Origin of the sequence: Thermomonas sp., from assembly GCF_041919455.1 — a bacterium.
Classification (GTDB): domain Bacteria; phylum Pseudomonadota; class Gammaproteobacteria; order Xanthomonadales; family Xanthomonadaceae; genus Thermomonas.
Genome location: NZ_JAYRTQ010000005.1, coordinates 151,342 through 163,121 on the forward strand (window position 1 = coordinate 151,342; position 11,780 = coordinate 163,121).

The following is an 11,780-nucleotide window of genomic DNA, read 5'->3' on the forward strand; positions in this document are numbered from 1 at the left end:
CGCGGATCAGTGGAAGATGCTGATCCGCGCCTCAGGCTTCGCTTGCATCGGCGTGCCCACCTTGCAGGCGAAGGCGGTTCCGAACGCGCCCTGCTGCATGATCGGCGCATTGGTCCGCCACTGGCCCGGTGCACGCACGTCCTGCAACGAACGACGCTGCGCTTCCTCGGCGGTGACCTGCTGCGCCCAGACCTGCGCCCAGCCGGTATAGAACGCCTTGTCCGCTGTAGCGCCGCCCTTCGGTTCCGCTGCGACGAAGGCGGCGCGCGCCAGTTCCAGGCCGGCCAGGTCGGCCACGTTCTCGTCGCGGGTGAGCCGGCCATTGACCTTGATCGCCGGCAGTTGCGGATAGACGAGGCCGTCGTACAACGCGACCACGCGTTGCGCGGTGGCATCCCACGCCGCGGCCTCGGCGCCGGTCCACCAGTCGCGCACGTTGCCGTCGGCATCGACCATGCGGCCGCGGCCGTCCACGGCATGGCTGAGTTCGTGCCCCACCAGCGCGCCGAACGCACCGTACTGGCCACCCAGCGGCATCGCCGGGTCGAACACCGGTGCCTGCAGCATCGCCGCGGTCACGATCAGCCGGTTGTGGGCCAGGTCGTAGGCCAACGCGGGTTGCTGCGGCAGCACGTCCCAGCGACGTTCCGCGTTGCCGCGGCCGATCCGCTTCATTTCCTCGCGATGCCGCCAGGTCGAGGCGATCAGCATGTTGCTGCCGAAGCTGCCGCGGCCCATCGGTTGCACGGTGTAGTCGAGGTCGCGTTTCGGCGTGCCGATCTCGATCTTCAGCTTGCCGATCTTCCTTCGTGCTTCCTGTTTCGCCGCGTCGCCCAGCCAGGTGCTGTTGTCGACGTTGCGCTGCAAGGCATCGCGGACCTGGGTGGCGACGGCGAGCGCCTGCTGGCGGGTCGCGTCGGGCAGGTAGCGCGCGGCGTATTCGCGGCCCAGCATCGGCCCGGCGGCCAGGTTGATCGCATCGAGGACCTGCTGCCAGCGCGGCGCGGGTTCGGTTTGCCCGAGCAGGATCTTGCCGCGGAAATCGAACGCCGCATCGCGCCACGGCTTGGCCAGGTAGGGCGCCATCGCATCGCCCACGCGCCAGCGCAGGTAGGTCTTCCACTGCGCGGGCTTGAGGCTGCCGACCAGCGCGTCGAGCTGGGCGAACATCGCCGGGTTGGCCATCGACACGGTGTCGTCGCTGACACCCTGCGCCTTCAGGAAGGCATCGAGCTGCAGGTTGCGGTACTGCTTGCCCAGGTCGGCGGTGGCGACCGGCGCGAAGTTGGTCTTCGGGTCGCGCAGTTCGACCAGCGGGCGCGCGCTGGCGGCGATGCGCTTCTCGAGGTCCAGCACCAGCGCAGTCTCGCGCTCCAGGTCCTTGGCGGCGACGCCGGTGAGCACGAGGATCTTGCGGATGTAGTCGGCATAGCGCGCCACCAGCGCCTGGGTGTCGGCGTCGGTGCGCGCGTAATACGCGGGATCGGGCAGGCCCAGGCCGCCCTGGCTGAAGTAGCCAAGATGACGATCGAGTGCGCGCAGGTCGAGGTCGGCGCTGAAGTTGAACAGCGCCGGGATGCCGACCTGGTGCAACGCGGCGATCGCCGGGGCGACATCCTTCGGCTTGCGGATGCCGTCGATGCGTTGCAGCAGCGGCGCGACCGGATTGGCGCCATCGCGTTCCACCGCGGCCTCGTCCAGGCCGCTGGCCCAGAAATCGCCCAGCAGTTTCTGCACGTTGCCCTGCGGCGCTTGCATCGCGGCATCGAGCAACTCGCGCTGTTGTTGCTGCGCACGCGCCGTGAGCTGCCCGAGCGCGGAAATCGCGCCGGACGGCGGCATCGGATTCGCGGCCAGCCAGGGCTTGTTGGCTTCGGCATGGAAATCCGCGCAGGCCACGGCGACCGCAGGTGCCTTCTTCTTTGCGGCCGGTTTCTTCGCGGCGAGGCTGTCGGGCGCGGCACTGCCGGCGGCGAGGGCGACGATCAGGGCGAAGGCGAGCGGGCGCGTGGTCGGCATGCAGCAGGTCTCGGATCGAACGGGTGCCCGAGTGTAACAGCGGGCCTGTAAGCGACTGCTGATCGCAGAGCCGCTCGTCGCGCCGCGTTACTTGACCCCGTGCATCCCGCGATTCAGCCACGGCAAGGCGAGTGCGGCCAACGCGGTGCAGGCCAGCCCGCCCAGCGCCAGGCTCCAGAAATAATCGCCGTAGGTCGATGCCGCATGCGTCCATGCCGAGGTGTGCTCGGCGATCGCGCCCGGATCCTCGATCGATGCCAGCGTGCCCAGTTTGGCCGCGAGCAACTCCGAGAATGCGGTGGCCAGGAACCAGGTGCCCATCATCAGGCTGGCGACGCGCGGTACCGACAGTTGCGTGACCGCGGACAGGCCGACCGGATACAGGCAGATCTCGCCTACCTGCAGCACCGCATACGCCAGCACCAGCCACCACACGCTGGCGAACGTGCCGGCATCGCCCGCGCCCTGCGCGGCGAAGTAAAGGGGTAGGAACGACAGCGCGCCGAACAGCAGGCCCAGCACGCTCTTCAGCGGTTTGCCCGGATTGCGGCCGCGCCGGTCCAGCCAGCTCCACAACCACGAGAACAGCGGCGCGAACGACAGGATGAAGATGCCTGAAACGAAGGTCAGCGAACCCGCCGTCTGCGGTTGCAGCACCACCATCCCGACCACCATCAGCAGCGTGACAGCGGCCGCGGCCAGGAAGATGGCGGTGGGCAGGCGTGAGTCGGGACGACGCGACTGCCAGCGCATCGCCAGCATGAACGCCGCCGGCAGCAGCAAGGTGCAGGCGACGAAGTACGCGAACGGCAAGCCCTCCGCCATGACCAGCGAGGGGAAGAAATCCTTGGTCAGCAGGCGGTCGGTGAATACGACCCACGAACCATAGGTCTGTTCGTACAGCGTGTAGAACAGCAGTGCGATGAAAATCAGCGCCATCAGGGTGAGCATCTGGCCGCGTTCGCGCGGCGTGCAGTCGCGCAGGATGAAGCGGGTGAACCACGCCAGCACGACCGCGAGCACGGCCAGCATCAGCAACTGCGCCAGGGTGAGGTCGACGCCGACGGACAGGGTGAAGGCATCGTTGCCGGTCGCCCACATCAAGCCCGCGATCGGCAGCAGGCCGAGCAGGGTGGCGAGGTAGATCGCCCATTCCCGTGGCATGCCGGCGACACGTTCGCGCAGGCGTTCGGGCGATGGCGGCTCGGCCAGGCCCTGCAGGTATCGTTGCCCCCACAGGAACATCACCAGCCCGGCCAGCATGCCGACGCCGGCGGCACCGAAGCCGTACTTCCAGCCATAGGTTTCGCCGAGCACGCCGCAGACGAGCGAAGCGAGCATCGCGCCGAGGTTGATGCCCGCATAGAACAGCGAAAAGCCGGAATCGCGGCGCGGGTCGCCGTCGGCATACAGCTTGCCGACGATCACCGAGATGTTGGGCTTGAGGAAACCCACGCCCATGATGATCAGCGCCAGCGAGCCGTAGAACACCAGCAGCGCCGCATCGTCGCGGACCACGGTGTCGCCGACCTTGCGCGCCTGCTCGCCTTCCACCGCCATGCCCAAGTGGCCCAGCACCAGCAGCACGCCGCCGAACACCACCGCCTTGCGCATCCCCAGCCAGCGATCCGCAAGCAACCCGCCCAGCACCGGCAGGCAATACACCAGTCCGCCGTACGCACCCAGCAGGTTCAGCCCGCCGGTGTCGCTGAACAGGTGGTACTTGGTGAGGTAGAGCAGCAGCAGCGCCTTCATCCCGTAGAACGAGAAGCGCTCCCACATCTCGGTGAAGAAGCAGATGTAGACGCCCTTGGGATGGCCGAGGAAGTCGTCGTGCGCGGCGCGTCCGGCAAGGATCGTTGCGTTCATCGATGGCGTCCGCGCAGGTTCGGCGGAGCATAGCAAGCGGCTATCCGCACTGGACTTGGCACGGCCCAGCCGCTAGGTTTCGTCGATTGCATGCCTTGGGAGAGGGGTCGATGTCGAATTCAGGTTCGGGAACGCCGCAGTTGACGTTCCGCGCGGTGATCCTTGCGGTGGTACTGGCGATGGTGCTGTCCGCCGCGAATGCGTACCTGGGCCTGTTCGCCGGCCTGACCATCGCCACCGCGATCCCCGCGGCGGTGGTGTCGATGGGCGTGCTGCGCCTGCTCGGCGGCGGCACCATCCTGGAGAACAACATCGTCCAGACCGGCGCGTCCGCCGGTTCCTCGATCGCCGCCGGCGTGATCTTCACGATCCCCGCGCTGATCATCCTGGGCTACTGGCAGGACTTCAAATATTCCTGGGTGCTGGCGATCGCCGGCCTCGGCGGCCTGCTCGGCGTGCTGTTCTCGGTGCCGCTGCGGCGCTCGATGATCGTCGAGGATCCGCTGCCGTTCCCGGAAGGCAAGGCCGCCGCGGAAGTGCTGAAGGCCGGTGAAAATCCCGGCCCGGGCCTGAAGATCCTCGGCATCTCGGCGTCGATCGGCGCACTGGTCAAGCTGGCCGCGGAAAGCGGCTTCCGGATGATCCCGGACAACGCGGCGGGCGCCGGTTTCTTCGGCAAGTACCTGGGTTACATGGGCACCGGCCTGTCGCCTGCGCTGCTTGGCGTGGGCTACATCGTCGGCCTCAACATCGGGATCGTGGTCGTGTCCGGCAGCGTCTTCGCCTACAACCTGGCGATCCCGTTCTACCACGCGTTCCTCTTGAACGCAGATCCGGAAGTCGCGGCCAAGGTGGTCGGCAAGACCGCGGCCGAAGCGGCCGCGATCATCCGCGGCGATCGCATCCGCTACCTCGGCGTCGGCACCATGCTGGTCGGCGGCATCTGGACCCTGTTCTCGCTGCGCAAGTCGCTGCTGTCGGGCGTGAAGAGCGGCATTGCGGCGGCGCGCAAGGGCGCCGATGCGAACCTGCCGGAGACCGAGCGCGACCTGCCGATGAAGTGGATGCTGATCGCGCTTCTGCTGTTCGTGCTGCCGCTGCTCGGCCTGTACCAGGCGATCGTGCAGAACTGGGGCGTGAGCATCCCGATGACGATCATCATGATCGTCGCCGGCTTCCTGTTCGTCTCGGTGTCGGCCTACCTCGCCGGTCTGGTCGGTTCGTCGAACAACCCGGTCTCCGGCATCACCATCGCCACCATCCTGTTCGCCTCGGTGGTGTTGATGCTGTTGCTCGGCAGCGACTCCAAGATCGGCGCGGTCGCGGCGATCATGATCGGCGCGGTGGTGTGCTGCGCGGCGGCGGTCGGCGGCGACAACCTGCAGGACCTCAAGGCCGGCTACATCGTCGGCGCCACGCCCTGGAAGCAGCAGCTGATGCTCGGCATCGGCGCGTTCTCCTGCGCGCTGATCATGGCGCCGGTGCTGAACCTGCTGGCCCAGGCCTATGGCATCGGCGATCCGACCAGGCCAGGTTCGCTGCAGGCCCCGCAGGCCACGTTGATGGCATCCGTGGCGCAGGGCCTGTTCGGCGGCAAGCTGCCCTGGAACATGATCATCGCCGGCGGCGTGATCGGCGCGATCGTCATCGCCATCGACGGTTGGCTGAAGTCGCGCAACTCGACCTTCCGCGTGCCGGTGCTGGCCGCGGCCATCGGCATCTACCTGCCGCTGGAACTGATGGTGCCGATCTTCCTGGGCGGCCTGCTTGCCCATTTCGTCGAGAAGCGCCACGGCATCGTCGGTACCCATGACGAAGCGCTGCGTGACCGCGTGCATCGCCCGGGCGTGCTGTTCGCCGCCGGCCTGATCACCGGCGAGGCGCTGATGGGCATCGCCATCGCGATCCCGATCGTGATGACCGAGCGCGCCGACGTGCTCGCGCTGCCGGAGCAGTTCCACTTCGGTCAATTCGTCGGCCTGGTCGTGCTGGCCATCGTCGGTTGGCTGATCTACCGCACCGGCGCCAAGGCCAATCCGCACGCCGCCTGATTCCATTCCCGACGCCCGCGACCGCCGCGGGCGCTTCTTTTCCAAGTACGCCTTTCGCAACACGGAACATCGCCATGAATCTTCGCCACGCCATCCTCCCGCTCGCCCTTGCGCTCTCGCTGCCCGCCGTCGCCGACGCTGCGCGCGGTTTCGAAGTGCGCGACATGGCCTACATGGACCGCCATTCCTCGCCGACGCTGTCGCCTGACGGGCGCGTGCTGGTGTTCGCCAAGCGCGTGGTCGACAAGGCCACCCACAAGTCCAGCACCTCGCTGTGGACGCGCAACCTGCTGACCCGCGACATGCGCCCGCCGTCGCGTCTTACGCCGGAAGGCTGGAACGTCAATTCGCCATCGTTCTCGGCGGACGGCAAGACCGTCTACTTCATGAGCGGCAAGTCGGGGTCGATGCAGCTCTATTCGCTGCCGATCGCTGGCGGCGAGCCGACGCGACTGACCGACTACGCGCTGGATGTCGATGCCTACAAGCTGTCGCCCGATGGCACGCAGGTGGCGCTGGCATTCGCGGTGTTCCCGGACTGCAAGGCAGACCTCGATTGCACGAAGAAAAAGCTCGACGAGGCCGACGCGCTGAAGACCACCGGCAAGGTGTTCGACCGCATGTTCATCCGCCACTGGGACACCTGGAACGACGGCCGCCTCAACCGCGTGTTCGCGGCGAAGCTCGGTGGTGCAGGCATGCTGACGACGGCCACGTTGCTGAGCGGCGACATCGCCGGCGACATCCCGTCCAAGCCGTTCGGCGATCTCTCCGATTTCGCCTGGTCGCCGGATGGCAAGCAGGTCGCGATGAGCGTGCGCCAGGCCAACCGCGAGGAGCCGTGGAGCACCAACTTCGACCTCTGGCTGGTCAATGCCGATGGCAGCGGCGCGCGCAACCTCACCGCGAAGAATCCCGCCTGGGATGCCGGCCCGGTGTTCAGTGCAGACGGCAGGACGTTGTACTACCGCGCGATGGCGCGCCCGGGTTTCGAGGCCGATCGTTTCGCGCTGATGGCGATGGATCTTGCAACGGGCACGACGAAGGAAATCGCATCGAAGTGGGATGCCTCCGCCGATGGCATCACCCTGTCCGCCGACGGCAAGTGGATCTACACCACGGCCGGCGAGTTGGGCCGGCATCCGCTGTTCCGCGTCTCGCTGGCCAACGGCGAAGTGGAAAGCGTGGTGAAGGACGGCAGCGTGTCGTCGTTCGACTTGGCCGGCTCGACGCTGGCGATCTCGCGCAATTCGATGAAGAGCGGCGACGTGATCTACACCAGCAGCGCTGATGGAAAAGCACCTCTGCGCGCGATCACCCCGAGCGCCGGCGAGATGCTGCCGGACGTGGCCTGGGGCGAATACGAGCAGTTCAACTTCATTGGCTGGAACAACGAGACCGTGCACGGTTACGTGGTCAAGCCGTGGAACTACGTAGCCGGCAAGAAATACCCTGTTGCCTTCCTGATCCACGGCGGCCCGCAGGGCAGCTTCGGCGATGGCTGGAGCTATCGCTGGAACCCGCAAACCTATGCGGGCCAGGGCTACGCGGTGGTGATGATCGACTTCCATGGCAGCACCGGCTACGGGCAGAAGTTCACCGATTCGATCAGCGGCCACTGGGGCGACCGCCCGCTGGAAGACCTGCAGAAGGGCTGGGCCGCGGCGCAGGAGAAGTACGCCTTCCTCGACGGCGACAAGGCCTGCGCGCTCGGCGCGAGCTACGGCGGCTTCATGGTCAACTGGATCGCCGGCAACTGGCAGCAACCGTGGAAGTGCCTGGTCTCGCACGACGGCGTGTTCGACCAGCGCGCGATGGGCTATGCGACCGAGGAATTGTGGTTCACCGAGTGGGAACAGGGCGGTACTCCGTACGATGTGCCGAAGAATTACGAGCAGTTCAATCCGGTCAACCACGTCAAGGAGTGGTCGGTGCCGATGCTGGTGATCCACGGTCAGCTCGACTACCGGATTCCGGCGGAGCAGGGCATCGCCGTGTTCACCGCCCTGCAGCGTCGCGGCATCGAATCGAAGTTCCTGTATTTCCCGGACGAGAACCACTGGGTGCTGAAGCCGCAGAACAGCGTGCAGTGGCACGACACGGTCAACGGCTGGTTGAAGCAGCACATCGGCCAGTGATCTCGTTCCAGCGGTGGAGGGGCGCTAGCCCCGACCGGCCGCGCATCGGGGCTGAGCCCCTTCCACAAGGACACGCATGACCGAAGCCGCCAGCAGCACCGCCCTGATCACCAACGATGCCGCCGTCCTCGGGCTGCTGGCGATCATCCTCGGGTTCGTGTTCTGGGGCGCCTCGCGCGAACGCGGCGTCTGGAAGAAGTTCTACGCAGTGGTGCCGGCGATCCTGCCCTGCTACCTGTTGCCGGCGATCGCCAACAGTTTCGGGTTGATCGATGGTGCGGGGTCGGGGCTGTACCCGATGGCGCGCGACTACCTGCTGCCGGCCTCGCTGGTGCTGTTCTGCGTATCGATGGACATCGGCGGCATCGCCAAGCTGGGGCCGAAGGCGCTGGTGATGTTCCTCACCGGCACGGTCGGGGTCATGCTCGGCGCGCTGGTGTCGTTCACGGTGATGGGCATGGTGCACCCGGAGACCGTCGCGGGCGAGACTTGGCGCGGGATGACCACGCTCACTGGCAGCTGGATCGGCGGCGGTGCCAACCAGGCGGCGATGAAGGAAGTGTTCGACGTCGACGCCACCCTGTTCGGGCAGTTCGCCGCGGTCGACGTGATCGTGGGCTACGTGTGGATGGCAACCCTGCTGTTCATGGCTTCGCGCGCGGAGGCATGGGATCGCTGGCTCAAGGCGGATACCTCCGCCATCGAAACGCTGAAACAGCGCATGGCCTCTTACCAGGCGCAACACGCGCGGATCGCCTCGACCACCGACTTGGTGCTGATCTTCGCCGTGGCGATCGGTGCAACCGGCCTCGCGCATTTCCTCGCCGATCCGCTGGTCGCATGGATCAAGTCGATGCCGGCGGAATGGCGTTTGCAGGACTACAGCCTGGATTCGCGCTTCTTCTGGCTGGTGGTAATCGCCACGACGATCGGCGTGGTCGCCAGCCTCACCCGCGCACGCGAGCTCGAGGGTGCGGGTGCATCGAAGATCGGCACGGTGTTCCTGTACGTGCTGATCGCCACCATCGGCATGCAGATGGACCTGAAGGCACTGGCCGACAAGCCGTTCCTGTTGCTGCTGGGGCTGATCTGGATCTCGGTGCACGCCGGCCTGATGCTGCTGGTCGCGCGGCTGATCCGCGCGCCGCTGTTCTTCATGGCGGTGGGCTCGCAGGCCAATATCGGCGCCGCGGCCAGTGCGCCGGTGGTGGCCAGCGCCTTCCATCCGGCGTTGGCACCGGTGGGCGTGCTGCTGGCCGTGCTGGGTTATGTGCTGGGCACGTATTGCGCCTACCTGACCGGATTGATGCTGCAGGCGATCGCGGGCGGCTGATTCAGAGCCAGCCGACCTTGCGCAGGTAGCGGTACAGGCCGGTGCAGAACAGCGCCACGCCACCGATCAGGATCCAGTAGCTGTAGCGCCCGTGCAGCTCGGGCATGTGCTCGAAGTTCATGCCGTACCAGCTGGCGATCAGCGTGGGTGCGGCCAGCAGGCCGGCCCAGCCGGCCAGGCGCTTGACGATCTCGCCCTGTGCCACCGTCACCAGCGACAGGTTCACGTTCATCGCCGCGGTGACCATCTCGCGCAGGGTGTCGATGGTGTCGCCGACCCGCGCGGCATGGTCGAGCACGTCGCGGAAATACGGCTTCACTTCATCCGGAATGGCCAGCCCGGGGTTGCGCATCAGCTGCGACAGGATGTCCTGCATCGGCGCCACCGCCATGCGCATCTGGGTCAGTTCCTTGCGCAGTTCGTACAGGCGACGGGTAGTGCCGCGCCGGTAGCTTTCCGCGAACACGTCGTGTTCCAGTGCGTCCAGCTCCTGCTCGAAGTCGGAGACGATCGGCTGGTAGTTGTCGACGATGAAATCCAGCACTGCATGCAAGGCGGCGCTCGGTCCTTGCGCCAGCATGTCCGGTTCGCGCTCCAGCCGCTGGCGCACCGAGGCGAAGCTCAAGGACGCGCCATGCCGCACGGTGACCAGGAAGCGCGGGCCGACGAACAGGTGGGTCTCGCCGAAGCGCACATGGCCATCGACGCGCTGCGCGGTGTGCGCAGCGATGAACAGCGAATTGCCGTAACTCTCCAGCTTGGGGCGCTGGTGCGCGTTCTGGGCATCCTCGATGGCGAGGTCGTGCAGGCCGAATTCCTCCTGCAACTTGTCCAGCAGCGCGTCCTCCGGCTCGTACAGGCCGACCCAGACGAAGCTGCCATCGTCGACCGCCAGCACGTCGCTGATGGCATCCAGGTGGATGTCGCGGCGGCGGCCCGTGCGGTCGTACGCGGCGCAGTTGACGACGCAGGCGGGCTGGTCGGCGAGGTGGTCCGGATTCATCGCGGCATCGTGCATGGCAGCGTCCTCGCCATCAAGCCGCAGGCGATATTGATGGCCGTTCGTGGTGAGCCCGTCGAACCACAACGGCCACGTCAGGAATTCCATTCATGGTTCGACAGGCTCACCACGAACGGAATCCGTCGCGCCGAATACCCAGGCAAGCGCGGCGTGGACCGGCAGCAGCAAGGCGATCCAGTGGCCGTTGCGTTGCGGTAGCACCTGCAGCCACAACGGCACGCAGGCCAGGGCCGCAAGCGCTGCGACCACGATGAGCACTGCGCGGAAACGCGACGAGGGCATGCGACCACGCAGCAACGCCCATGCGCCGGGCAACAGCACGAGGCAAAGCGGGTTGAGCAACAGCAGGTTGCGATTGGCCCACAGTGCGTGATGCGCGGTGAATGCCCAGCCCAGTGCCAGCACCAGTCCAAGCAATCCGCAGGCCAGCCAGTATCCGGCCGCGACGCCTGCAAGCAGGCGCGGAGTACGGCGCGCCGTCGTCAGGATGGCGAGGCCCAGCGCCACGCCCACGAGCAACCAGGGCCACAGGCGCGGCGCAACGCCCATCGGTTCCGCTGCCTGCCGCTGCGGCAGCAGTTCGATGTCCTCTGTCACCAGCGGGCGGCCATCGGCGCGTTTCGCTTCGCCCAGGTCGTCGGCCAGGCGTCGCGGCAGGAAGGCCTGCTGCCAGCGGGTCAACGGGCGGTCGGCGAACGGTCCCAGGCCCAGGTCGAAGCCGACCCGCATCCACGGGGCCGGCGAGGCCAGCCGCACCGATTCGCCGCGATAGGTGTCGCCACTGGAACGCACCTCGAGCTGCCGCCGCAACTGACCGCCAAGCGCGCGGTCGATGGCGTCGCGCACGCGGGTGGCGCAGTTGTCGGTGTAGTAGTCGTAGCGGTAGCGCGCGTTCTCGGGCCTGGCGTTCTCCGCCAGCGCGGCGGCCAGCGCCTGCGCCTGCGCGGGGTCGAGGTCCAGCCATTGCAGGCGCGCGCCGCGACCGACCTCGCGGTAGTAGCGGAGGTCCTCTTCCAGCGGCAACGCGACCAGCATGTATTCCATCTCGCCGCGCACGAAGCGGCCGATGAAGCCGTCCTCGGCCAGGTCGAAGAAGCCGAAGTTGTAGCTGGTCGGCCCGCCGGGCGCGCCGTCGTCGACCACGATGGCGTCGTGGCCGAAGCGCTCCCAGAAGATGTCACCGGGCCCCATGGTGACTACGCCGATGCGGGGTGCGGCTTGTGCATCGGCGGTGGCGGGTTGCGCGTGCGCGCCGCCCATGAAGAGAGCGAGCAACAGGAAGAACCCGAACAATCTGGCCATGCGCATGGTCCGGCTCGTCATTCCCGCGAAGGCGGGCCGCTTCTGAC

At 67.0% G+C, this 11,780-nt stretch carries 7 protein-coding genes; 3 read left to right on the plus strand and 4 right to left on the minus strand.

The window, feature by feature from the left end; all coding sequences use genetic code 11:
• Nucleotides 1–6: 6 nt before the first annotated feature.
• Together ACE3T8_RS05065 and ACE3T8_RS05070 are read right to left on the minus strand one after the other, a co-directional pair.
• A complete protein-coding gene (locus ACE3T8_RS05065; RefSeq protein ID WP_374607339.1) occupies nucleotides 7–2,019 on the minus strand; it encodes a M13 family metallopeptidase in 2,013 nt (670 codons plus the stop codon).
• An 87-nt stretch (nucleotides 2,020–2,106) separates the two neighbouring features.
• Entirely contained in the window at nucleotides 2,107–3,888 is a 1,782-nt protein-coding gene (locus ACE3T8_RS05070) for a peptide MFS transporter (RefSeq protein ID WP_374607341.1), read from the minus strand.
• A 110-nt stretch (nucleotides 3,889–3,998) separates the two neighbouring features.
• Here ACE3T8_RS05070 and ACE3T8_RS05075 point away from each other — a divergent pair, with 110 nt between their 5' ends.
• The 3 genes from ACE3T8_RS05075 to ACE3T8_RS05085 all read left to right on the plus strand — a co-directional run bounded on the left by ACE3T8_RS05075 (nucleotide 3,999) and on the right by ACE3T8_RS05085 (nucleotide 9,410).
• On the plus strand, nucleotides 3,999–5,939 hold the full coding sequence (locus ACE3T8_RS05075) for an OPT family oligopeptide transporter (RefSeq protein WP_374607343.1): 1,941 nt from the start codon (nucleotides 3,999–4,001) through the stop codon (nucleotides 5,937–5,939).
• Between the two features lie 74 nt (nucleotides 5,940–6,013).
• A complete protein-coding gene (locus ACE3T8_RS05080; protein ID WP_374607344.1) occupies nucleotides 6,014–8,077 on the plus strand; it encodes a prolyl oligopeptidase family serine peptidase in 2,064 nt (687 codons plus the stop codon).
• Between the two features lie 76 nt (nucleotides 8,078–8,153).
• Nucleotides 8,154–9,410, plus strand: a complete 1,257-nt coding sequence (locus ACE3T8_RS05085; protein WP_374607346.1) for a DUF819 domain-containing protein — start codon at nucleotides 8,154–8,156, stop codon at nucleotides 9,408–9,410.
• 1 nt (nucleotide 9,411) lies between these two features.
• Here the strand turns inward: ACE3T8_RS05085 and corA are convergent, their stop codons facing one another.
• A complete protein-coding gene (gene corA, locus ACE3T8_RS05090; protein WP_374607406.1) occupies nucleotides 9,412–10,428 on the minus strand; it encodes a magnesium/cobalt transporter CorA in 1,017 nt (338 codons plus the stop codon).
• A 90-nt stretch (nucleotides 10,429–10,518) separates the two neighbouring features.
• Nucleotides 10,519–11,733, minus strand: a complete 1,215-nt coding sequence (locus tag ACE3T8_RS05095; protein ID WP_374607348.1) for a DUF4105 domain-containing protein — start codon at nucleotides 11,731–11,733, stop codon at nucleotides 10,519–10,521.
• Nucleotides 11,734–11,780: the final 47 nt, after the last annotated feature.

Excerpts from the sequence above, each read along its gene's own strand:
- ACE3T8_RS05065 (WP_374607339.1), bottom strand. The coding sequence starts at position 2,019 with ATGCCGACCACGCGCCCGCTCGCCTTCGCCCTGATCGTCGCCCTCGCC.
- ACE3T8_RS05070 (WP_374607341.1), bottom strand. The coding sequence starts at position 3,888 with ATGAACGCAACGATCCTTGCCGGACGCGCCGCGCACGACGACTTCCTC.
- ACE3T8_RS05075 (WP_374607343.1), top strand. The coding sequence starts at position 3,999 with ATGTCGAATTCAGGTTCGGGAACGCCGCAGTTGACGTTCCGCGCGGTG.
- ACE3T8_RS05080 (WP_374607344.1), top strand. The coding sequence starts at position 6,014 with ATGAATCTTCGCCACGCCATCCTCCCGCTCGCCCTTGCGCTCTCGCTG.
- ACE3T8_RS05085 (WP_374607346.1), top strand. The coding sequence starts at position 8,154 with ATGACCGAAGCCGCCAGCAGCACCGCCCTGATCACCAACGATGCCGCC.
- corA (WP_374607406.1), bottom strand. The coding sequence starts at position 10,428 with ATGCACGATGCCGCGATGAATCCGGACCACCTCGCCGACCAGCCCGCC.
- ACE3T8_RS05095 (WP_374607348.1), bottom strand. The coding sequence starts at position 11,733 with ATGGCCAGATTGTTCGGGTTCTTCCTGTTGCTCGCTCTCTTCATGGGC.